At 53.1% G+C, this 21,894-nt stretch carries 20 protein-coding genes; 4 read left to right on the top strand and 16 right to left on the bottom strand.

Annotated features, from left to right (window positions below):
- Positions 1-28 precede the first annotated feature (28 nt).
- Positions 29-1,423 (top strand): NADH-quinone oxidoreductase subunit NuoF, encoded by a 1,395-nt coding sequence (gene nuoF, locus JIN78_RS06255; RefSeq protein WP_200391094.1) that lies wholly within the window; start codon positions 29-31, stop codon positions 1,421-1,423.
- A 66-nt stretch (positions 1,424-1,489) separates the two neighbouring features.
- Here the strand turns inward: nuoF and JIN78_RS06250 are convergent, their stop codons facing one another.
- Entirely contained in the window at positions 1,490-1,978 is a 489-nt protein-coding gene (locus JIN78_RS06250; RefSeq protein ID WP_200391093.1) for a hypothetical protein, read from the bottom strand.
- Positions 1,979-2,132: 154 nt separating this feature from the next.
- Positions 2,133-2,486, bottom strand: a complete 354-nt coding sequence (locus JIN78_RS06245) for an MmcQ/YjbR family DNA-binding protein (RefSeq protein ID WP_200391092.1) — start codon at positions 2,484-2,486, stop codon at positions 2,133-2,135.
- Positions 2,487-2,508: 22 nt separating this feature from the next.
- Between JIN78_RS06245 and JIN78_RS06240 the strand changes: the two genes are divergently transcribed.
- The gene (locus tag JIN78_RS06240; RefSeq protein ID WP_200391091.1) at positions 2,509-3,765 is read left to right on the top strand and encodes a BaiN/RdsA family NAD(P)/FAD-dependent oxidoreductase; all 1,257 of its coding nucleotides are present in this window, start codon (positions 2,509-2,511) and stop codon (positions 3,763-3,765) included.
- Here the strand turns inward: JIN78_RS06240 and JIN78_RS06235 are convergent.
- Together JIN78_RS06235 and JIN78_RS06230 are read right to left on the bottom strand one after the other, a co-directional pair.
- Entirely contained in the window at positions 3,736-4,080 is a 345-nt protein-coding gene (locus JIN78_RS06235; RefSeq protein ID WP_200391090.1) for a DUF2288 family protein, read from the bottom strand. The two genes, JIN78_RS06240 and JIN78_RS06235, sit on opposite strands and share 30 nt — an antisense overlap.
- A 54-nt stretch (positions 4,081-4,134) precedes the next feature.
- Positions 4,135-4,641, bottom strand: coding sequence for an MOSC domain-containing protein (locus JIN78_RS06230; RefSeq protein ID WP_200391089.1), 507 nt, complete (start codon positions 4,639-4,641; stop codon positions 4,135-4,137).
- A gap of 98 nt (positions 4,642-4,739) precedes the next feature.
- Here JIN78_RS06230 and JIN78_RS06225 point away from each other — a divergent pair, with 98 nt between their 5' ends.
- Positions 4,740-5,720, top strand: a complete 981-nt coding sequence (locus JIN78_RS06225; protein WP_200391088.1) for an ABC transporter ATP-binding protein — start codon at positions 4,740-4,742, stop codon at positions 5,718-5,720.
- 134 nt (positions 5,721-5,854) lie between these two features.
- Positions 5,855-7,315 (top strand): prenyltransferase/squalene oxidase repeat-containing protein, encoded by a 1,461-nt coding sequence (locus JIN78_RS06220; protein WP_200391087.1) that lies wholly within the window; start codon positions 5,855-5,857, stop codon positions 7,313-7,315.
- A gap of 93 nt (positions 7,316-7,408) precedes the next feature.
- Here the strand turns inward: JIN78_RS06220 and JIN78_RS06215 are convergent, their stop codons facing one another.
- From JIN78_RS06215 to JIN78_RS06160, 12 genes are all read right to left on the bottom strand, one after another.
- A complete protein-coding gene (locus JIN78_RS06215) occupies positions 7,409-8,941 on the bottom strand; it encodes a hypothetical protein (protein WP_200391086.1) in 1,533 nt (510 codons plus the stop codon).
- A 50-nt stretch (positions 8,942-8,991) separates the two neighbouring features.
- Complete coding sequence (locus JIN78_RS06210) at positions 8,992-9,948, bottom strand: O-antigen ligase family protein (RefSeq protein ID WP_200391085.1); 957 nt, start codon at positions 9,946-9,948, stop codon at positions 8,992-8,994.
- Between the two features lie 627 nt (positions 9,949-10,575).
- Positions 10,576-11,217, bottom strand: coding sequence for a PEP-CTERM sorting domain-containing protein (locus JIN78_RS06205; RefSeq protein WP_200391084.1), 642 nt, complete (start codon positions 11,215-11,217; stop codon positions 10,576-10,578).
- 30 nt (positions 11,218-11,247) lie between these two features.
- On the bottom strand, positions 11,248-12,624 hold the full coding sequence (locus JIN78_RS06200) for an exopolysaccharide biosynthesis polyprenyl glycosylphosphotransferase (protein ID WP_200391083.1): 1,377 nt from the start codon (positions 12,622-12,624) through the stop codon (positions 11,248-11,250).
- Between the two features lie 288 nt (positions 12,625-12,912).
- On the bottom strand, positions 12,913-13,266 hold the full coding sequence (locus tag JIN78_RS06195; RefSeq protein ID WP_200391082.1) for a hypothetical protein: 354 nt from the start codon (positions 13,264-13,266) through the stop codon (positions 12,913-12,915).
- A gap of 211 nt (positions 13,267-13,477) precedes the next feature.
- Positions 13,478-15,466, bottom strand: coding sequence for a glycosyltransferase (locus tag JIN78_RS06190; RefSeq protein ID WP_200391081.1), 1,989 nt, complete (start codon positions 15,464-15,466; stop codon positions 13,478-13,480).
- Complete coding sequence (locus JIN78_RS06185) at positions 15,463-16,032, bottom strand: WcaF family extracellular polysaccharide biosynthesis acetyltransferase (protein WP_200391080.1); 570 nt, start codon at positions 16,030-16,032, stop codon at positions 15,463-15,465. The genes JIN78_RS06190 and JIN78_RS06185 overlap by 4 nt, the downstream gene beginning before the upstream one ends.
- A 26-nt stretch (positions 16,033-16,058) precedes the next feature.
- Entirely contained in the window at positions 16,059-17,189 is a 1,131-nt protein-coding gene (locus JIN78_RS06180) for a glycosyltransferase (protein ID WP_200391079.1), read from the bottom strand.
- 86 nt (positions 17,190-17,275) lie between these two features.
- On the bottom strand, positions 17,276-18,166 hold the full coding sequence (locus JIN78_RS06175) for a sulfotransferase domain-containing protein (RefSeq protein ID WP_200391078.1): 891 nt from the start codon (positions 18,164-18,166) through the stop codon (positions 17,276-17,278).
- Between the two features lie 3 nt (positions 18,167-18,169).
- Entirely contained in the window at positions 18,170-19,486 is a 1,317-nt protein-coding gene (locus JIN78_RS06170) for a hypothetical protein (protein WP_200391077.1), read from the bottom strand.
- A 62-nt stretch (positions 19,487-19,548) separates the two neighbouring features.
- A complete protein-coding gene (locus tag JIN78_RS17710) occupies positions 19,549-20,724 on the bottom strand; it encodes a glycosyltransferase family 4 protein (RefSeq protein ID WP_200391076.1) in 1,176 nt (391 codons plus the stop codon).
- Between the two features lie 238 nt (positions 20,725-20,962).
- Positions 20,963-21,859, bottom strand: a complete 897-nt coding sequence (locus tag JIN78_RS06160) for an acyltransferase family protein (protein ID WP_200391075.1) — start codon at positions 21,857-21,859, stop codon at positions 20,963-20,965.
- Positions 21,860-21,894 lie beyond the last annotated feature (35 nt).

Here is a 21,894-nt window from a genome sequence, read left to right as displayed (position 1 = left end):
CAGACGTTTCCCATCCACCTCTTTTCCCATGTCCATCACATACAAATCCGGTAAAGAACCGCTCGCCCAAGAGCATCGTCTCATTTTCCGCAACATCGATCGCGAGGGCTGGAATCCCTCCATGGCGCGCGCCTTGGAAGAGAATTACTACGAGATGGCCAAAAAGGCCCTCCAGATGGACCCCAAGGACATCACCAACGAGGTCAAGACCTCGGGCTTGCGCGGACGCGGTGGGGCCGGCTTCCCCACCGGAGTCAAGTGGGGCTTCATTCCCCCCAACAACACCAAGCCCGTTTACCTGATCTGCAACTGCGACGAATCCGAGCCCGGCACCTTCAAGGACCGCTACATCGTTCATCAAGACCCCCATCAGCTCCTCGAGGGCATGATCATCTCCTGCTTCGCGGTCGGGGCCCACACCGCCTACATCTACATGCGGGAGGAATTCCCCGAGGCGGCCCAAATCATGGAGAAAGCAATCGCGGAATGCCGCGAAAAAGGCTTTCTCGGCAAAGGCATCTTCGGCAGCGACTTCGACCTCGAGATCTACGTGCACCGCGGCGCCGGGGCCTACATCTGCGGGGAAGAAACCGGCCTCATCGAGTCCCTCGAAGGCAAGCGCCCCTACCCGCGCATCAAGCCTCCCTACTTCCCCGCCGCCCTTGGCCTCTACATGGCTCCTACCATCGTGAACAACGTGGAATCGCTCTGCCACGTGAAGCACATCCTCGAGATGGGTGGCGAGGAATACGCCAAGCTGGGCGTCCCCCGCAACACCGGCACCCGCATCCTCTGCGTCTCCGGCGACGTGAAAAAGCCCGGCTACTTCGAAGTCGAGGTCGGCAAGGTGACCATGCGCGAGCTCCTCTACGAGATGTGCGGCGGACCCAAAGACGGCCGCGAGTTCAAGGCCGTCATCCCCGGCGGCTCCTCAGCGAAAATTCTCCGCTGCGACGAGACCTTCAAAATCGGTCGCGGTGACGAGGCCAAGGACCTCGACTTCTGGGACATCCCCATGGACTTCGACACCCTCGCCGCCTGCGGCTCCATGGCCGGTTCCGGCGGCGTCATCGTGATGGACGATTCGCGCAAAATCTCCTGGGTCCTCAACAACATCAATCACTTCTACGCCCACGAGAGCTGCGGCCAGTGCACGCCCTGCCGGGAAGGAAATGGCTGGATGAAAAAGGTCTCCGACCGCATCGCCTCCGGTCAAGGCACCCCCAACGACATCGACACCCTCGAGTCCATCGCCTACCAAATCGACGGCCGCACCATTTGTGCCTTTGGCGAAGCCTCCTCCTGGCCGGTGGAAGCGATCATCGCCAAGTTCCGCGACGAGCTGCTCGCCGAAACCAGCGCTGACAACGAGGTCAAATCCACCGAGCAAAAAGAGCGCGAGAAATTCCTGCAACCGGCCTAGAATAGGGTTGCTGACGCCTCCTGCGGCCATCCGTCGCTGCGACTTCCCAGCCGCAGAGGCAATGACTCACTGTTTTCCGAACTTTGCATCGAAGGCCTCCCCCAAGGTCTCCGCCCGCTCGATTTGCTCCTCCCAGTAGCCAATTTCACTTTCCCAATCGAAACCCGAATCCCGTGGATCGTGCCTTAGAATAAACCAGGCTCTTGTCTCTTCGGGTTCGACAAGATGTGTGTCCAGTCGTGCCCGCTGTTGCCACTTCATTTGATCGCGCCCCACTGAAAAACCCGTGCAGATCAGGGCAAACAGCAAGGTCACGAACATCCTTTTGAGCAATCCCTTTTGGGACCGTGTGCCAAAATATACTGCCAACAAGCAAAAGAGGCTCAAGGGAATGGCCACCAAAATAAAGACTTCCCGAAAGTTCAGACCAAAGAGAGGAGTCTTCTCAATCCAGAACACCACATCCAAGCCACTAGAGCTATGGGTCACAATCCACAGGACGAACTGAATCCAAGTGAACCACCACAGCATCCCACAGTTCACCCACATCAACATGGCTTCGCGATAGCGGTATGGCGACGGCTCGTGTTCTCGGGGGAAACATTGACGCCGCAAAACCAAAGATCGAGTGACGGGAGGAAAAAGCAGTTTCACTTGAGCCAAGCTATTTTCGCTCCCTGGAGATGCCCATTACAAGATAGGACCCCAATCACACCCCTAGCTCCTCCCTCACCTTCTTCGACAGGCCAGCGACGACGAGCTGGTAGGAATGATCAATGAGCTCGCGGACGAGCTTGGGCGGGAGGGAGCCATCGAAGCGAAGGGTGTTCCAGTGCTTTTTGTTCATGTGATAGCCCGGGTCAATGGCTTCCCATTGATCGCGGAGATCAACCGCGCGCTCCGGGTCACATTTCAGATTCATCCGTCCTTCCTCGTTTTCCAAGCCCGCGGTGGCGAACATCTTGCCCGCCACCTTATAAACGAGGACATCGGGGCCAAAGGGGCTTGTCTCTTCGGTCGCGGGAAGGGACAAACAGTGCTCGATCGCGTCTTGCAAATCCATCGCGCGCCACCCTAGCCCAATCATGCCTGCAGATCCGCTCAATTTCATCGTCATCGGCGGAGGGGCCGCCGGCTTCTTTGCCGCCATCGCCGCCGCCGAACAAGGAGCGGAGCGCGTTCTCATTCTGGAAAAAGGCAAGGAGGTGCTTGGGAAAGTCCGCATCTCCGGCGGGGGCCGCTGCAATGTCACCCACGCCGCCCCCCACCCGCGGGAACTGGTGCGGCATTACCCGCGTGGCTGGCGCAGCTTGCAAGGGCCCTTCCACCGCTTCAATGCCCGACATACCATGCGCTGGTTCGAGGCCCGCGGCGTCGAGCTGAAGACCGAGGCCGATGGCCGCATGTTCCCCACCACCGATTCTTCCCAAACCATCATCGATTGCCTCACCCATGCCGCCGAGGAGGCCGGAGTCGAGGTCCGCACCCGCTGCAAAGTGACCGGTCTCCAAGCCCTCCCCGAGGGCGGTTACGAGCTCAGCCTGGCCGATGGCTCGACCCTACGCAGCGCGCAAGTGCTCATCGCCACCGGGGGGCTACGCGGCGCGGAGGGACGTCGCCTGGTGGAGGAAGCAGGGCACGGGTTCACCGCCCCGGTGCCTTCGCTTTTCACCTTTCACATCGATGACGAGCGCTTGCGCGACCTGCAGGGGGTGAGCGTGCCCGACGCCACCGTGAAGGCCTGCGGAATTACGGAATCCGGACCAGTGCTCATCACCCATTGGGGGCTGAGCGGGCCGGGGATTCTGCGGCTCTCGGCCTGGGGGGCCCGGGAGCTGGCCGATTGCGATTACCGCTGCGAGCTCACTGTCAACTGGACGGGCTCACAAAAACCGGAAGCCATCGCCGCCCTCCTCACCCGGGAACGCCAGGCCCACGGCAAGCGCACCATCCGCAAGCGCTCGCTGGTGGAGGGCATCACGGCCCGCTTCTGGGACCGCCTCTGCGCGGTTTCAGGCATTTCCGAAGGGCAAACCTGGGCCAATTTGACCAAGGAACAAAGCCGTCAGCTGGTCGGGAACCTCACCGCGGCGCGCTTTGCGGTCACGGGCAAGAGCACGAACAAAGACGAATTCGTGACTTGCGGCGGGGTGCCGCTCAAGGACCTGGTGCCCCAGACCATGGCCAGCAAAAGCAGCCCGGGCCTTTACTTCGCGGGCGAAGTCCTCGATGTCGATGGCATCACAGGCGGTTTCAACTTCCAGAACGCCTGGACCACCGGCTATCTCGTCGGCTCGGCGGTGGCCAGCAACCTACAGGGGACGACAGAGGACGAAGGGTGAAATGACGAGGGCCTCGAAGCGGGTATCGCTCTCTTCCCATTGAAAAACGTGCAGAGCCTCGATTTTCACCAAATCGCCGCTCTTGAGCCAGCCCTTCACCGCTGCGGAATCGTCCTTCGCCATGGCCTCGCCCACCGTCGTCATGTCCAGCTCGGGATCGACGAAGTAGAGGCAATCGCGCTCGTAGTGGGGCTTGAGGTAGCTCCAATCGACCTCCCCCTGGAACTTGGCCAGCTTCTCGGCATCGGTGGCGGTATCTTCTCCGAGCATGGCATACTTCATGGGCTCGGGTTGACTGGGGTCTTGCGAAATCATGGGGCGAGGTGCTAGCGCAAAGAGGCCGCCTTGGCGAGAACGAGCGGGGAAAAGTCACGAGTTCGCAAGAACCCGCAATTCCTGCGGCCCCTTGGAGAGCAGGCCTCCCTTCACGATGCGGCAGCGCAAGCCCCCCTTCCCTTTCAAAAACTCCTCCACCCCGGGGGCACAGGCCTCGTCCATCCAGTAGCAGGGCTTAGCCTCCTCGCTCCCGGTGAGCTCTAATTCTCCGAGAGCAAAGCGCTTGCCGATGAGCGCATTGAGGTCCATTCCGCGCACGATGACGTTGCGCCGAAAGACACTGGGCGGCAGCTCGGGCAGGGCAAACTGCTCCCGCACCGCCAGCCAGACCGCCTCGTCAAAGAAAGTGATCTGCCCTTTGAAATCCGGCTTGTAGTCGAAATAGCGGTCTCCCGCGATGCCCTTGCCCGCCACCAGCTCGATCTGTTCTTGGTCCACGATCTCGTAGTTCTCGCGCCCGAGTCCATGGCGCCCCTTGAAATCGTGCCCCGGCGATACAAACAGATGGGTCAGCTCAACGAGAGAAGTAGCAGCAGTCATCACCGCCAGCCTACTCGCATCGGCTCGAAAATGAACGAGAAATTTCCGCCGGGGAATTTAGCCTGACAAGTTCCGCCCTTTGGCCGATAACACCACCAGTGTCCGCCATTCGTGTCCAAAATCTCTATCGCTACTTCGGTCCCTTGAAAGCCGTCGACGGCATCAGCTTCGAAGTCCCCCACGGCTCGGTCTGCGGCTTTGTGGGAGCCAATGGCGCGGGAAAAACGACCACCATGCGCATTCTCGCCACCCTCGACTACCCCACCATGGGCACGGCCGAGGTCTGCGGCATCAATGTCGTCCACCACCCCGACAAGGTGCGCGAGCTCATCGGCTGGATGCCCGATCACTTCGGCAACTACGAGCACATGACGGTGCTGGAATACCTCGACTTCTACGCCCGCGCTCTTGGCTACCGCGGGACGGAACGGCGCGAGCGCATTCAGGAAGTGATGGACTTCACCGACCTCGAGCCCCTCGCGGACCGGCTTTCCAACAAGCTTTCCAAGGGCCAAACCCAGCGCCTCGGCCTCGGCCGTGCCCTTCTCCACGACCCGCAAATCCTCATCATGGACGAGCCCGCCGCCGGGCTCGATCCCAAGGCCCGGGTGGAGCTGAAGCACCTCATCCGCATCCTGGCCGAGGAGGGCAAGACCATCTTCATCAGCTCCCACATCCTCTCCGAACTGGGCGAGATGTGCGACAGCCTGCTCTTCGTCAACGGCGGACGCATCGTCCACCACGGCGATGCCGATTCCCTCAAGCTGGGCTCCGACGCCACTGGCGGGGTCTACTATGATGTCCGTCTCGCCAGCCGCCCGGAGGCGCTGCAGGACTGGGCCCTGCTCAATCCCGAAGTGGAATTCGTGGAGGAGCGCAAGCAGGGAGGCCGCATCCGCCTGGCCTCTGCCGAACCGGCGAAAGCCGCTGAAGCCTTGCGCCGGATGGTGAAAGAGGGATTGGAAGTCGTTGAATACCATCGCGAAGAGCGCAATCTCGAAGACGCCTTTATCGACATCCTCGGCCGCTTGGAAGAAGGAGCGCCCCCCATCCTTTCTCCTGTCGAAAAAGAAAAATAGGCACTTTTCTTTCGCTTACGGCTCTCTTTTACTAAGAGTTACCCCCTTTCATCCGTTGCTATTGTCGGAGTCTCGCTTGATTGCTTCTTGCCAGCAATTGGGCTAACCTATTTGATTCACCCAATCCAAGCACCATGAGCCTGCACGCCCAACTTTCGCCCGAAGCGGCCGAGCGTCTGCGCATTCAAAAGCGCAATTCGACCTTGGCCAGTCTCCTCATTTCCATTCTCTCCATCGTTTTGGTTGGCCTCATTTTGGCCTTTGTCCTGATGAAAGGCATCAATCTCGAGCAACCGGACATCGTGACCTACAAGGCCTCGGCGAGTAACAACGACGACTTGGAGCAAAAGGAAATCAACCCCTCCATCCAGCGCAAACCCTCCGCCCCCTCCTCAGCGATGGCCAAGGTCATTGCGGCCAACACCACCAGCCCGACAGCCATCCCAGTCCCGGATGTTGACATTCCCCTGCCGTCCACCGACTTCGGTGATGGCGACGACTTTGGTGCCGGGTGGGGCTCCGGAGGAGACGGCGGCGGCGGTGGCTTTGGCAATATCCCTGCCGAAATGCGCAAGCGCTGCTCCCTGAGCGACCGCCTCCAGCGCTTGGCTGAAAACGGCGGCAACGAACAGTGTGAAGAGGCCGTCATGAAGGCCCTGCGCTGGCTGAAGGATAAGCAGAAACCCGACGGCAGCTGGGGAGGCCAAAAGCCGGTGGGGATGACCGGTCTCGCCCTCCTCGCCTATCTGGGCCACTGCGAAACCCCCCTCTCGGAAGAATTCGGCGACGCGGTCACCAAAGCCATGGTCTACCTGGTTGACAACAACATGAAACAGAACGGCCGTTCCGCTTCCGACCTCCAGGACAAACACTGGTGCTACGAGCACGCCATCGCCATGTATGCCCTCAGCGAATCCTACACCTTCTGCAAACAACTGGGTATCGAAAACGTGGTTCCCCAAATGAAAGAAGCAGTCGAAGCCGGCACCAACTGGATCATCGACAACGCCAACGACAAAGGAGGCTGGGGCTACAGCTACTACGAACGTGCGGACTCCTCCATCGTCGCCTGGCACATGCAAGCCTTGAAGGCCGCTAGCTCGACCGGGCTGGACTTCAGCAAAATGCGCCGCACCATCAACGGCGGCCTCGACTTCCTGGAAGCCACCCAGGCCAAAAACGGCGGCTTCGGCTACACCGGCAAGCAACCCGTCGGCAGCGCGAACGGCCACTTCACTCTCACCGGAGCCGGTGCCCTCTGCTTCCAACAGCACAAAGGGGTCTCGAACTCCAATGCCCGCAAAGGCGTCGGCTATATCGAGGACAATGCCACCTTCAGCTTCGCTCAGCGCGACAACAATCTCTACGAGCACTACTACAACTCCCAGGCCATGATCAACCACGGCGGGAACGCTTGGAAAAAGTATAACGAACTCGTGAGAGACGAACTCCTCAAGAGCCAACGGGAAGACGGTAGCTGGCCCGGCAACACTGGCCCCGGCAACCACGGCGACCCCGTTTACTCGGTCGCTCTCGCCACCCTCATGCTGGAAGTTTACTACCGCTTTCTCCCCGGCACCGGCTCAGCAGGCTGAAGCCGGCCCCCTCCTCCCCCCTTCCAAACGAAAAAGGCTCCCCAAGCAGGGAGCCTTTTTTCGTTCGGGAAGCCGTCAGCGAACAGAAAGCAATCAGTCCTCCCGCACCTGAAAGAACTGCTTGGGTTCATTACTGAGATCGACATGAAAGCTTGTCGACAAGCTCTGCATCCCCTCCTGCCCCGGCACGAGGGTGAACTCGACCCCATCCACCGAGCGGTAGATACTATAAGTCGAGTTGGGCGACCCTTCCTCCCAAGAGAGCTGCACTTTCTGTTGGCCGCTATCAAAAGAAAAATCAGCAAGCTCTAACACCGGAGGGCCGACTTCGAAGCGGAACCAAGCCTGCTCAACAGGGGCGAGCACGCCAGATTCCGTTTGGCCATTGTAGTTCAGCACATACTCCCCCTCCGTGGTGGCCCCATTGACGATATCGGTGACGAAGTGCTCACGAAAAACGAGATCGTAGCCTCCCACGGTCAGATACCACACCCCCACCGGAAGAGCGCCCACTCCACCTTGCGAATATTGCAACAGGCTCTGGGTGACACCCGGTTGATAATCATCATTGCGATCAAAAAAGAAGCCATGTTGATCGTAAACCGCAATCTCAGTGTCGAAATTGGAGGCGAGAAAACTCAACTCCAGCGGCTCTCCCTGCCGGACCAAAACTCCCAAATCGGTATAGGCCGGTGGCTCCGCAATGGTGAAGCGATAGAATTTGACCGAAGTGGCGGCGAAAGAAAAATCAAAGAATCCGAAGCGGAAAAGCGGCTCCGTGTGCCTGCCCTGCGAGACATTCAGCTGGAATGGCCCATTGCTTCCGGCTGCCACCACCGCGAAATCCTCGCCAAAGGTCGAGCCCTCGTTGGCGACTGCCAGAAAGTAATCGCCGGCCTCGAGTCCTTCGCTCGCCAGCACGTCATCCCCGCCAACCGTGGCCGCTAGGAATTCGCCACTCTCGCGATACAAACCCAAGATGGCGGCATTCTCATTACCGGTAGAACTGATCGTGCTGAACCGCACAAACTGGTTGGGAGTGGAAAGGGTTCCCAAATGCTCGGCCAAATCCAAAGCGGAGGCACTTCTAGCCGCCAAAGTGGAGGAAAACTGGACGTCATTGCGAACAGGCTCGTTCTCAGGATGGTCAAAGCCGTCGAAGCTCTCGGCAACCAGGTAATAAATCCCCGGCGGGTATCCTCCCAGATATTCCTCAGTGTTCAGCCCGAAATCCTGAGGCGCCATCGCAAGGGTCGCGATCGCCTTCTTTTTCCCGTTAAGCGGCTCCTCCACGACATCTGGAACTTCGAGGAGAAAAAAGTCCGGATCGCCCGTCAAACTACTACTCGAAAGATAGAGCTTGGCAGGTGCGGTCAACTCGAAGCGATAAACCCGCTCGTGTCCCCAGTTTCCTTCAAAATTCCATTGAAAGCCATTCTCGAAATAACGATTGCCAGTGTGGAAGTCAGCTCGATTGCGAACAGGACCACCGCTGCCCGAGGTGTTCCCCTGCACGTTTTTCACCCCCGAAGGAGCAAGAGTGCCTAGATTGGAATCGACGACATACTGGGCTCCGAGAGAGCCACTGCCACAGGCGACAAGAAACAGAAACTCAGCTTTTTTCATGGCTAGAGGAATAGAGGAATAAGATTCAATTGACCGGAACGGGGAAAACATCAGGTTGAGATTGCGGGCTTGGGCTCCCTGCCTCTCGCAAACAGTCCCCAGCAAAATCCGCATAGAACGATGGTCACAAGGTGAATCGAATAAACGGAAAGGGGAAAGTCGACGGTGGAATGGAAACCAACCATGAGAATGGAAACCATCATTCCCCGGACCAAGGGTTGCTCATGACGGGGCAACTTATAGCGAAAAATGATCCACAACCCGCAAGCAAGTGCTCCCACCCCCAGAAGAAACCAACCGGCGGCGCCTAGATAGCCCCACTCAACCAAGGTCTGCAACGGGTCGGAATGACCGTGATGCCACCGGCCTTTTGCAATCGGATTTTCTTCTCCCTCAGGAGTGACGGTGAAGTAAGGCACGAGATGAGGAAACGAACCAGGGCCGAAACCATGCCAACTCCCCTCCTCGGGACCTGACATCCGCACCATCAAGGCCATCATCTCCTGCCGGGAGGTCATCGAGGTTTCAGAATTCTCGGCAAAGGCCATCAAGAAGCCCTCCCACCTTTTGATCGAATTCTCGATTCCCAATATCACCAGAGTGGTCGCAAAGAGCCAGACGAAGACAGTGAAGATCATTCTTTCCAGCCTTCTTCTTTTGTCGGAAAAGAATTCATTCAGAGCAAAGAGCACCCGCTTCCCGTTCCAGATCAGCATCAACGGGATGAGGAGCAGGGTGACCAAAACCGCTCCCTTCGAAGCAGTCGCCAGAACACCGGCCAGGATGATGACGGAAACGATGGTCCAGACCATCTGGAAGGATCGTCTTGCGGGGTCCCCCATTTCGGCAAACATCAGCCCCATGGCGAGAGGCAGGCAAAGATTTAAAAAAGCGCCTGCATTGGCATGATAGATAAAAGGGGCGAAGAAATAGGAAGCTCGCGAATAGGGATCGTCGATCCACCAGACCGTCTCTGCGCCCAACGCTTTATGAAAAAAGCCAATCAAGGCCACCACTGCGCCCGAGACGGCCACTATCTTGAGGAAAACCTTCCAACCACCGAATTCACTGGCGCGGACGGCGGCGAAGAGAGCCAAGAGAGTCAGGGTGACCTCGACCATCACGCGCAAACTGGAGGACAAGGTCAAGGTGCCGGGGGCCGAGTCCAAGGGTAAGGGCCTTCCCTCCACGGTAGAGAACAACCACAGATCCATAGAATGATCCGTGCGGGCGTTGATCGTCATATACCACCCGAAGAGAAAAATAATTCCAGCTGAGACCCAAAGGCCCAGGGGAGCACGGGGTAGCACCCGCCGCCTCTCCAGGAGAAAAAGACAAATCAAACCGGTCAAGCCCGCCAAAGTAGCCGCCACGGTGCGGTAGCTGCCCGATACGGAACCAAAGACCAGAATGGTCCAGAGCAGTGAAAGCACCACGGCGGAGAAACAAATGCGATTCTTTAATTTACCCTTCAAAACAAACCTAATGAAAATCTAACCCATCCTACTTCAGCCCCTTTATCGTCCCGTAATCGCCTGCCTTTCAGCATGGAGGACGAAAAAAGCCCGCTCTTCAGAAGAAAAGCGGACCTGCCTGACGATTCTTGGATAATTTGCGGTTCGTGCGCGAGACTGTTAGCGCTGGCGACGGCGAAGAGCGAGACCGAACAAAGCGGAACAAGCCAAGAGTGCTGCCGAGGGTTCGGGAATGTGCACCGCCGGATCGCCCGCCACATCTTCGTAGGTCAGCTCGATGAAGTTCGCGGAGCTAATACCGCCACCGATATCAGGAATGTAGTTCAAACGGGCGTAACCGTAATAAGTCTCGCCACCAACGACAAAGGACAGGCCGAAGTAGGCATCATTGCCACCAGCCCAGTCCCCGATGGTCGGAGTGGAAGCTTCCTCAGCAAGATTGCTGAAGCCGGGCTCAACCCCGCCGTAGGTCAAACCGGAACCAATCGTGAAGTTGGAGTTCAGGCCATAAGCGGTCGCTTCGAATGAGCCGCCATTGAGGGCGCCCACAACCGCGGAATCACCCTCTCCGAACAAAATCAAAGACCCCTGGCCGACGAAAGTGGCAATGAATTCATTGTTGCCATCATTGTCGATATCAAGGCCTGTAGAGCTGGTAGTCGTATCATTACTGACCAGGCTCGGACCAGCGATCGTCACCAAAGCGGCCTCACTGGTCACTGCCGCGCCCATTGCAAGGGAAGCCGCAGTGAATAAACGGAGCGAACTGAATCCTCCTTTTTTCATGAATTGTTGTTTCATAGATTTTACTAGTTTAAGGGAGATTGGGAATTAATAGGCAGTTGAGTGAGGCTTAAAGACAGCCAAGGCGGTGCGCAGGATGATTCGGATATCCAGTAAAAGACTCCAACTCCGGATGTAGAGCACATCGTGACGCGCACGGTTCCGGATATCACGAGCACTCTTCACCTCACCCCGGAATCCTCTCACTTGGGCGAGCCCCGTCACTCCCGGCTTGACGAACCGGCGGGTGCCATAACGCTCGAAATAGACTTGGAAGTCGTCTTCGTGAGCAGCCATGTGAGGTCTCGGTCCCACCACGCTCATGTGGCCCAAAAGCACATTGATAAACTGGGGAAACTCATCAATGCTTGTCTTCCGGAGAAGCCCGGACCCCGGAAAGAAGCGATCGTCATCGGCCGTGGCCTGCCGGGACTCATCGTCATTGGCCACTTTCATCGTGCGAAATTTGAAAATCTTGAAGGTGCGGTTGTTGGCCCCCATCCGCTCTTGCACGAAGAACATGGGCCCGGGAGAATAGCGACGGTGAAGGAACCAGACAAAAACCATCATCGGCGGAAGAACCAAGGTAATCGCAATCAGCGCCACCGAGCGGTCAAACACGGCTTTGACAAAGGTATTGAAGGTGTTTTCCAATGGGCTGGGAGGCGGGGTGAGCATTTCGATCTCGCCAACCCGCTCCACCACAAACCGACGCCCTTTACAACGCGAAAGCTCGAGCGGAATCCAGGTGCGGTGCCCACGCCGTTCGCCACGCTCAATGAGGTAATTGCTCACCTCCATGCGGTAGTAGTAGGCCGAGACAACAAGGAGATCGATCTCCAGTCCCTGCAAGGCAGCTTCCACTTCCGCAATGGTGGCATCGCTCTCGATGGTGATGATCTCATCTACCGAGAAGGCGGCACTTGAAGTCGTCATCTTGGCGATCACCGAAGAGGTCCAATCCTGGGGGCCCACCACCACCGTGCGGAGAGCCCAAGAATCCGACCGCTTCCGCAGGAGAGCAATCAACTCGCGAAACCAGAATCGATTTGAGAGGAGGAGAAGAAAAAAGGAAAAGACGGAGTAGCCCAGCAGAAATCCCCGCGCAATCCGCTGATCTCGCGAAAAAACGAGAAAAACCAGCAAGGCAATCGTCATCACCGAGGCCTGCCGCATTGTCACCCGCCAAGCCACCCGCCGGGATTGGCTCATGGCAAAGCGCAGATGCTCAGGCCGGGTGCTCACCTCCAGAGTGAAGGCCGCCATGATAATCGCCAGACACTTCAAATAGGGAATGAAGGGAATCTCCTGCCCATAAAGAAGACCTAGCACTAAAAATAAAACGAGAAGGTAGCTCAGTAAGAGCAGTGCTCCTTGCACAAGGGCATGAGCTTGGTAAAGATTGGATTCGCGAGTAGAGACCATAATGCAATTGGATATGGCAATACCCCAGGCGGGGGCGACCCAAGGCGCTAAAAAAAGATGAAAGAAAATCGCCTGCGAGCTTCAGAGCAATCCGGACCAAGGGCGGGGATCCACTTGGAATGGCTCTTCCAGCTGGGAGCGCAGCAGGCCGTTGATTCGAAAAATCGAGGACTTTCGCTCGCAAAGACGCGAGGAGAGTGAGCCCGCCCGGTTCAAGCAAAAAAAGCTTGAGAAACCGGACAGGCGAAAAGTCACCGCTCAAGAATTAACTTTTTGGACTGACTTGGGTTAGGAACCGAAGAAGAAGTTGTTGAGAGCATCACGCAACGAGGTGCGGAAAACTTCGAGCGGAACTTCGCCGCCTTCGCGAATGGTGTTGCCCAAGGATTCCATGACTTGATTATAAACTTGGGTCGCCTGGGCAGACTCAAGCGCTTTCTTCACCAGAACCTCTTGAGGAGCATCCTCCTCATAAGGCTCGGCAGGAGTGACCAAGGGACCCTTGGCGTTCTCCATGTTAAGAACCGGCTGTTGCCCGAGGCTTCCAGCGGTGAAGGTCTTCCCCATCAGGGGAGAGGATTCAGCCAGAGCGCCTTGGATGGCGAGGGCTGAGAACAACGTGGTGATAGCGATGGTTTTCATTTTGATATAGAGAATTGGCTAGTCAGGGGCGTAATAAGCATTTCGCAAACCAAGTCAAGCGAGGACCAGTGATTTTTCTACCATTTTAACTAGACAATTGAATCTGAACATCCTGAGAGGATTGAAAAAACTCCCCTCCTGCACCGATTCGTAGGAATCGAACCCGCTTGTTTTTCCTTGAAGTCAAGTGATGCGCCTAAAGGCCGCTTTTTCACTCTTGGGACAACTCCTTCATCTGACGGCAGACAGCCGACAAGACCGCATCCCGCTCCAGATTCCGCACGCAATAGTCCCTCGCCCTTTCGTTGACCACGCCCGGCGCTTTCTGATCGCGATGGGCCAGGAGGGCCTTTTGCAACGCTTCCGGTTCCTCCGGTTCGATGACGGTGACCATGCCAGGGTAGTTCTGGCCCAGGCGACCGAGCTCGGTCTCGCTTTCGGCGGTGATGATGGCCTCCCCTCCGACCGCCAAAATAGAGGTCAACTTGGAAGGAAGAACCGCGTCCGCCGCGCCCTTCTTTTGAATGACAAGATGCACATCCGCCGAGCGCAGCAAATCCGGCAAATCCTCATAGGGTTGCAGAGGGTGAAAGTGCACATTCGCCAGGCCCCGTCGCGTGGCTTCCGCCATCAGCTCCTCCTTAGCGGCCCCCTCCCCCACGATGATAAAGGTGAACTTAGCCCGTTTCCAGTGGCCATCTTTAACCTCTTCCTCCCCAACCACGACCTCGGAACCAGACCGCTCTCCAGAACCCTCGGCAAGCCCCTCCGCCACTTCCAGAACCATCTCCAGACCTTGCTTGCGACCGATGTTGCCGGAATAAAGCACAAAACAGTCGTCCTCGCCCATCCCCCACTCCTGGCGAAAATCACGCTGAGGCTTTCCGGGCGACATGAAATCGATATCCACCCAATTGGGAAAAAACGATATCTTCTCCTCGGGAATTCCCCGCTCCGCCAATTTGCCCATCATCACCTGCGAGATGGACGAAGTCCGGTCGAAGCGCCGCTTCAACCAAGCCTCCCAACCTGCAGCCCAAGAAAGCGCCTTCCCTTTTAGCCCGGAAGCCTTCGCCCCTTCCCCTGGAGCGCGGACTTCAGTCCGCCCCAACGAACCGACTGACTCCCCTTTGCTCTGAGGAGAGCTGAGGCTCGCCCTCCCTGATTCCAAGGAAGCGACACTGGCAACCACTTCATTCTCTCCTCTTTTTTCTCGTGTCTTGCTATCCAACTCCTTGGACAAGCCCAACATCGCCTCCATTTCAAAATCCTGCACATGCAACCACGACTTCGCTCCTGCGACCTTGGCGAAAATCAGACCGCCCGGAACCGTCATACTGGCAGGCTCCACCATAAACACCCAGTCCGGCCGCCAAAGCAAATGGCGCCAAAGCGCCACAAACCCGGTCACCGCAAAACTCCCCAAGTGAAGGAGACGCTTGAGAGTAGTGGGCTGGGCCGGGACATAAAAAGGACACCGCCACACCGGAACCCCCTCCACCACTTCCTTCTGGAACCAGAACTTGCGGTAGCCCTCCGCAATCTTCCAATGAGGATAATAAGGCGGCGTGGTGACCACCCGCACCTCCACTCCCTGCTGCTGCAGCCAAGGACCCATCTCCCCCGTGTAACGCCCAATTCCCGTCAACTCCGGGGCATAGTTCAAACCGTATATTAAAACCTTCATCCTATTTTCTAGATCGCGTTCCTCTCCCGGCCCTCGTCCCGCAAACACCCTTTCCTCGCTTCCCCCGAGTCGGCCGCCCATCCGGAAAAAATAGTTTAGCCAAAGCCAGCCGCCAACCCGGGCAAGCAGCTCGGCCGCTCCCACCCCTAGCAGGGAGAAAGCCAGATCGACGCCGGAAAAGGTGCGAGTGGGGACAGCCAGCTGGGCAAACTCTCCCACAAGAAGAGCAGCCAGGACGATGCCCAACAGGAACAGTCGCAGACTCGTCCATCGCGCCAGGAGGAGAGCCGGGACAATCGCGGCCCCGAAAGCCATCAACAGAGTGCGCAAATCGTCGTGGCCATCGAGCCAACGGGCACAAATATCCGGCATCCAAGTCAAAGAAGCGCTCCGCGGATCTCCCCGCAGCAAAAAAAGCGCCATCAATGGCACCACCCCAAAGAGCCAGAGCAGGGAGAGGAAGGCCGCCAACTGTCCCGACCACAAACCCGACCGTAGTTTGGGCCTACTCATTGAGGTCGCCCGGCTTCTTTCCATCGAACACCTAGTTCAATAGCAGGATTGCCTCCAAAAATGCGGTTCTCGGGAATATCTTTGGTGACAATAGAACCCGCAGTAAGAACTGTCTCCGCCCCGACAGTCACTCCAGGGCCAACAAAACATTGCGCGCCCACCCAAACTCCTTCCGAGATCGTGATAGGAGCATTCCGGTAACTGAAAGCCTCATCGCGGAAGTCGTGATTGCCAGCACACAAAAAAGCTCGTTGGGAAAGACAAGAATTCGAACCAATGGTTATCGGTTCGAAATTAAGAATAAACAACTCCTCCCCCAACCAAACATGATCCCCAACGATCAACTTCCAAGGGAAATGAATATTCACCCGAGGTTTAATCACCACACCGTCACCCACCTTGGCCCCGAAACTTCGGAGGATCTTGACTTTCCAAGAACTTGGCCAAGGAAGAGGAGAAAGAAAGAAGAGGCATTTGAGAAGATACCAGACGACCTCAACCCCTTTGTCACGCCCCCGATCCAGTCCTCTCTCTGAGTCGAAAAGAGCTAAATTTGCTGCTTTCATGCTAACGTTTTAATTAGTATCTTTAACTAGCGGTGAGACCGGCAGGCAGAGTCGAGCTGACGAGCAACACTCTGCCAACTGTAAGACTCCTCCATCATTTTCCGGCCAATCGCTCCCCGCTCTTGCCTCTCGCTATCCCCACAACCCAGAGCTTCCTGTAATGACGCACGAAATGACTCTGCATTAGGCAAGCACTGCCAAACCGCACCCTCTTCATACATTTCAGGAACATTGCACTCTGAAGTCACCACACAAGGTTTGCGATTCGCTAAAGCTTCTAAAACCGCCATCGGAAAACCCTCGGAATAACTAGGCAACACGAAGAGATCCGCACTCTGAAAAACCCGATGCTTCTCAAGCCCTCTTACCGGGGGCATTATCCGACATTGCTCGCCCAGATTGCGCTCTTTTATCATCTTTTCGATTTCACTCTGATACCCTCCCTCGTTCGGGCCCACAATGAGAAGCTCCCAGTCCTTGCCAACCTCTCCCAGTCCTGCCCAAGATTCAATAAGGATATCCAACCCCTTCTTTGGATGAAGCCTGGAGAGAAACAAAGCCCGCTTCGGACGCTTCTTATCAAATCGTGCATGTAAAGCCTCCTCAGGAGAGACCGCATCAATTTCTTCGAGATCAACACCGTTGGGTATCACTTCGATGGGACCGCGGTAGCCAAAGCCCCGCACCTGCAGTTCCTCCTTGTTTGTGAGAGCACGAATAAAGCTCACGGAATCCAAATTTCTTTTTTCGAAGAGCAGATTAACGAGTCCCTTCTTGATCTTGGAACGCCCTAGTATCCAGGGATCAAAGAAGCCGTGGATATGATAGATGAGAGACTTTCCTTGCCGTCGCGCCTCTCTTCCAAAGACGAAATTCGGATAAACATAGAGTCCGTGACCATGAATGTAGTCGGCCTCGCTCACAAAATCGCGGGCAACATTGGCTAAATAGGGAGAGTAATAAAAGGAATTTGGCTGAACACGCTGGAACTGATGGATTCCATTCTCTTCAGCAAAAGACTTCTGTGAAGTAGTAGCCACCAAGCGAGAGGAGGCACAGGAGAGCATGGCACCGTGTAATTGCCGGGCAGATACCCCAAGCCCCCCCCCTTCCATAGTTTCAAGCGATTGCACGAAATGGAGATGATTATAAGCCATTAACGCTAGGACATTTATAAACTAAACAATAGACTAAGAAAAACACTTCTCAAATAGAATAAAATCGGACCTTAACCTAAAAGATACTACCTCCAAGAGCAATTTAAATCGAATTTAGAATTCAACCAATCTCCAGAGCTCTCAATAAACGAATCCACCCAAATTCGATCCTCCATTTCGATCGAGAGATCGTTACTACTACGGCGGCGGAAGCATACAGTGCGCACAGACCGCCGCACCGCCTCTGGTAATAGGCCATAGTATTTATAGATTCCCCATAGTTGTCCACTACGCTCAGAAAACAACGTTTTAACAATAGAGTTACGAGCAACACTTCCTACGTTCTCGAAGGACATATTTGACGGCAAGGTATCACAGGAGACACTCAAGTCTGTTAGCAGATCTTGGGCTGCGCTATGAGGTTCTAACAACAAATCCTCGAAATTTAAAACATAGATGTTATCCAATGGAAACTTTTCCAACCACATTTCAATGGCAGTTCGAAAATTTGAACAATAAATATAAGGCTTCCAATCATCAAAATTTCTACCCTCTCGCTTCTGAGAGGACAAGACCGCATCTCTGAAACTGAGACATTGCCTTCCATTGCTCACATCTGCCAAATAGTGAGAAATTAGCCTATCTATTGGATTCCGCACAATAAAAACAATTTTCGTCTTAGGATTCAGCGCGAATAATCTATCGCGAGCCTCCGAACTCCAACAATAATTCACTGAACCGTCAATAGAAAGACCGCATTCACTGCTGGAAAGCGCGCATTCGTATTCTAATTCAGTTGTAGCATTCCGCAATATCTTTGCCAATTCGGGATGAAATTCACTGTTGATGAGGTAATTGGGTTCTTTTCTAGAGGGAATATTCACGGAGTCAGACTGAGATAACCACCTAACAAAGGAAGTCGAGCCACACTTGGGGAATCCTACAACCGTAACATCTGGATATAATTTATCGCTCATCACTTACAACTTAACATCTACTTTTAACAGCTTCCACCCACATCTTAATAGGACAAATATGAAAACTGGCAGAGAAAGAATAAGAAACTTTTTAACGAGAGAGGTAACCTCGCCATCCCTATACCAAATAATCGACACTGTGATAAATATCGAATAAAGAATTAACTGCAGCAAATTACCGTTGTCGAGGCACCAATGACGATAGATCATACCAGAAAACGCGCCCCAAATTAACATTGTCACAGAAACACCGATAAACCCACCCGACATCCATCCATCTCCAACCATTGATGGAGTCAATCCGAGGAAATTTCCATAATCATTCAAGTTCCATTCCACCAGACTTGTTGGCTTTTCGGGCCAGATTTTACGCGGAACAGGCTCCAAAAAGACCATTAGATGTTGTATGCCATACGAGTAATCGCCACTCAGATCAGGAACAGTATCTATGATATACGTTAAATATTGAAAGTTCGCGAAATCTTGATTATCCCTATAGTCTACACCATCTTTTCTTCTGAATTCTGCGTAAGACGACTCATCTTTTAAACCTAAAAGAACCTTTCCTCCATCTCGGAAAGCACCAAGAGCGACGAAAGCAGGATAGACGAGAAGAACCGAAAGCACGATTACCAATCCGACTCTAGTAGATGGAAATCGTATTCTCTTCCGCAGAAAGTAGAACACAATGGGAACCAGAATAGCAAAAAGCAACATTTGCCTACCGTAACCTTGCAGCATCCTCCCAATAATAAATACAACCAAAAGAGAAACTCCGATCTTGAAACTGGACCTGCATAACAAAAGCAACAAAGACATGCCAATAGCCATATTCTGAGCATCCAACAAGTACCCTGAACCCTGCTCTACTATTCCCTTTCCATCCACAAAGGATACATTGTGACCAGCACGAACCGAATAAACAATACTGTATAGAATCAATGGAAAACAAAGAGAGAGAACAATGACAAGTAAACTAAACGAATTATCTAGTGGGAACTTCTTCTCAAAACTTCCTCGAGTCCAATTTCTTCCCGCCGTGACAAGATAATACCCAATTGTGAAAAATAACAAGCCAACTAATGTTGCACAATGTGTCCTTATTAGCAGGCTATTATTCGGGGAAATCCCCATCTTATCGTATATTTTGGAGTAGCCATAAGCACCTGAAATCAAAGGCCATAGTATGAAAACAAAAAGGTGAAACGCTAAATAAGCAAACAACGGGGAATAAACCGAGAACGACTTTTCATATTTGAGAAAAACAAGAAAAATGGTTACACAAATCGAGAAGTTTAGGAAAGCAGATAAAATGAACATCGTGGCTATGTGGGAATTCTCTCAGTAATTTAATTCAGTTGTCCTGGTATTATTCCACGAGACTATAGGATGCTGTCGACTAAGTCAGAAAGAGATTTAGACAAACTTGGTTTGCCATTTATTTGGTCAATTAGACTATCTATATTTCTTTGCAGACTTTTCCTGCATTCTTTATTTTCCAATAGTTTTAATGCAACCGCAATCGAAACTGAGGACCTAGGTTCAATCAAGATCCCGTTTTCACGGTCAGTTATAATTTCGGCCGATCCCGCTGCACGTGAGACAACAGGAACAACTCCATAGGAGATCGCCTCTAGTACAACTAAACCAAATCCATCTTCTACGGACGGCAAAACTAGAACGTCTGCCCATTCATACTGAGCTTGTAATTTCGTTGCTCCCATCTTGCCGAGATATTCGACATTGGTCGGTAACTGGTTTAAATTGACACCTGAGCTTTTGCTTGGTGGACCAACGAGCCTGAGCAACGAACTTTGAATCCGAGCTTCAACAAACCCCTCGAGTAAATACTTTATTCCTTTTCTATAATGTATCTGACCGACGAATAATACATTAAATTGACTTCCTCTCGAATCTTCATCCAAATTCGCAACTTTCTTCCTCTTGAATTGCGGCATTGGATAGGACACCATTCTAATTTTTTCAGCTGATATGCCATTGTTGATCAACGAATCTCTCACTGCATTTGAAGCGCATAAAATATAATCCGCTTCTCGGTATTCGAGTATCATGCGCTCTTTCAGAGCGGTTAGCATACCGATAGGTTTTATACCACAACTGTCTGCTTCCTTCTCCAAACACTCAAGATAATCATTAACGTGCGTGGAAACTACCTCGACTACAGATTTACATCCCATTCTGCGAGCTTCACGAATCGAATACACACCACAACCAGAATACATCATTACTATTTTAGCATCCTTCAAGTATTTTCTTGTTGCAATATCTAATTCAAGACTCATTAAATATCTTGTATAAGGCTTCAGGAAATCTAGACCGTATCGGAAAACGAGGGCGTTGAGAGCGGAGAAGATATTATGAGATCTCTTGTAGGGAATAATCTTGCTGTCTATATTTTTTTGCTTGCTGCTAAACCTCGTTGCCCCTGTTACAAAGTCTTTTAGAAGATTTAACTCTGCAAATGATGAAGCATATTGGTAGTGATGTGCGACTGTCGGCGCAGTATAGACTATGATGTGTTTTTTTTTCGATTTCACAGTTGCGCTCCTTGTAAATATTTATGTAGCATAATTTTTAGGTCGTTTGGTCACAAATTAAGATGACGCATTCCATGCAATTTATGTATCAGCGATTAGTAAAGACGAGACACTACGTGTCCTTTAAAAATGGTTACAAATACTTTTCATCTGCTCACTGATTCGGCGGAAATTTCAACACATATTAACTTTATTACAATACATATGCTCACAATCAATTAAAAATACAATATATTTATTATTCCAGGGCCAGCCATTTCATTGGGCCTAACGTCTTCAGAACGACATACGCACAAAGACAGCAGAAGATATAAGTCAAAACGATCGAGAAGGACAAAACAAGCTCTTCTTCTAATCCAAATCTAAACAAAACAATTACGATGGAAAAATTCACCAAAGGCGTGTGTGCAAGATAGACCACTCCCGAACCAGGTAACCGTTTCCTGCCGAACAAATTTGTGATCTCTGAGAAAAGGAGAACGACAACTGCGGCAAATGCAAGGTCGAAGAATCTTTCATCCAAGAACCCTATTACCAAAGAAATCAGAATAGCTATTTTCATCTCTTTAGATTTCCGTAGATTATTCCGAAAGCGAGATAGAGACACTCCTAAAAAAAATGATAGACCATACATAGGTAAAAGATTGTAATGAAACCCTGTAGAGTAGTCGCTATCTGTAATTACTGACGCGAATGCCAAGATAACGATCACGATGTAATTTAAATAAGGAGCCCTCTGCCTGAATACCATCAAAAAAAATCCTAGCAATTGACTGAAGAATAATAAAGGCAGAAAGTACAATTGCATTGCAATCGACTCCAACCGAACCGCGTCGATAAAAGCGCGCAGGATCGATGTTTCCCCCAACAGTGCGAAAATGAGGCCATAAAACCAAGCGAATAGAAAGTAAGGGATCAGTAAGCGCCGCATTTGTGTGCAGAAAAAATCTGTGAATCTACCGTCGAACTTGGTAAAAATTCCAGAGATGATAAAGAATCCGAAAACACAGCCGTCTAGGTAGGCCTGGATCGCTCGAAGCAGTGTATTAGCATCATGACTGAAATGCGAGCTATTCATATGCATGATAATTACACATACCGCAAAAAAGTGCCTTGCCATATCAAAACCAATCATTTTATCCAATAAAGTAGAATTTTAGACTATTAGAG

Source organism: Roseibacillus ishigakijimensis (genome assembly GCF_016595415.1).
GTDB classification, from domain to species: domain Bacteria; phylum Verrucomicrobiota; class Verrucomicrobiia; order Verrucomicrobiales; family Akkermansiaceae; genus Roseibacillus; species Roseibacillus ishigakijimensis.
This window is presented reverse-complemented; position numbering and strand designations above follow the sequence as displayed.

Excerpts from the sequence above, each read along its gene's own strand:
- nuoF (WP_200391094.1), top strand. The coding sequence starts at position 29 with ATGTCCATCACATACAAATCCGGTAAAGAACCGCTCGCCCAAGAGCAT.
- JIN78_RS06250 (WP_200391093.1), bottom strand. The coding sequence starts at position 1,978 with ATGTTGATGTGGGTGAACTGTGGGATGCTGTGGTGGTTCACTTGGATT.
- JIN78_RS06245 (WP_200391092.1), bottom strand. The coding sequence starts at position 2,486 with ATGGATTTGCAAGACGCGATCGAGCACTGTTTGTCCCTTCCCGCGACC.
- JIN78_RS06240 (WP_200391091.1), top strand. The coding sequence starts at position 2,509 with ATGCCTGCAGATCCGCTCAATTTCATCGTCATCGGCGGAGGGGCCGCC.
- JIN78_RS06235 (WP_200391090.1), bottom strand. The coding sequence starts at position 4,080 with ATGATTTCGCAAGACCCCAGTCAACCCGAGCCCATGAAGTATGCCATG.
- JIN78_RS06230 (WP_200391089.1), bottom strand. The coding sequence starts at position 4,641 with ATGACTGCTGCTACTTCTCTCGTTGAGCTGACCCATCTGTTTGTATCG.
- JIN78_RS06220 (WP_200391087.1), top strand. The coding sequence starts at position 5,855 with ATGAGCCTGCACGCCCAACTTTCGCCCGAAGCGGCCGAGCGTCTGCGC.
- JIN78_RS06215 (WP_200391086.1), bottom strand. The coding sequence starts at position 8,941 with ATGAAAAAAGCTGAGTTTCTGTTTCTTGTCGCCTGTGGCAGTGGCTCT.
- JIN78_RS06205 (WP_200391084.1), bottom strand. The coding sequence starts at position 11,217 with ATGAAACAACAATTCATGAAAAAAGGAGGATTCAGTTCGCTCCGTTTA.
- JIN78_RS06200 (WP_200391083.1), bottom strand. The coding sequence starts at position 12,624 with ATGGTCTCTACTCGCGAATCCAATCTTTACCAAGCTCATGCCCTTGTG.
- JIN78_RS06195 (WP_200391082.1), bottom strand. The coding sequence starts at position 13,266 with ATGAAAACCATCGCTATCACCACGTTGTTCTCAGCCCTCGCCATCCAA.
- JIN78_RS06190 (WP_200391081.1), bottom strand. The coding sequence starts at position 15,466 with ATGAGTAGGCCCAAACTACGGTCGGGTTTGTGGTCGGGACAGTTGGCG.
- JIN78_RS06185 (WP_200391080.1), bottom strand. The coding sequence starts at position 16,032 with ATGAAAGCAGCAAATTTAGCTCTTTTCGACTCAGAGAGAGGACTGGAT.
- JIN78_RS06180 (WP_200391079.1), bottom strand. The coding sequence starts at position 17,189 with ATGGCTTATAATCATCTCCATTTCGTGCAATCGCTTGAAACTATGGAA.
- JIN78_RS06175 (WP_200391078.1), bottom strand. The coding sequence starts at position 18,166 with ATGAGCGATAAATTATATCCAGATGTTACGGTTGTAGGATTCCCCAAG.
- JIN78_RS06170 (WP_200391077.1), bottom strand. The coding sequence starts at position 19,486 with ATGTTCATTTTATCTGCTTTCCTAAACTTCTCGATTTGTGTAACCATT.
- JIN78_RS06160 (WP_200391075.1), bottom strand. The coding sequence starts at position 21,859 with ATGATTGGTTTTGATATGGCAAGGCACTTTTTTGCGGTATGTGTAATT.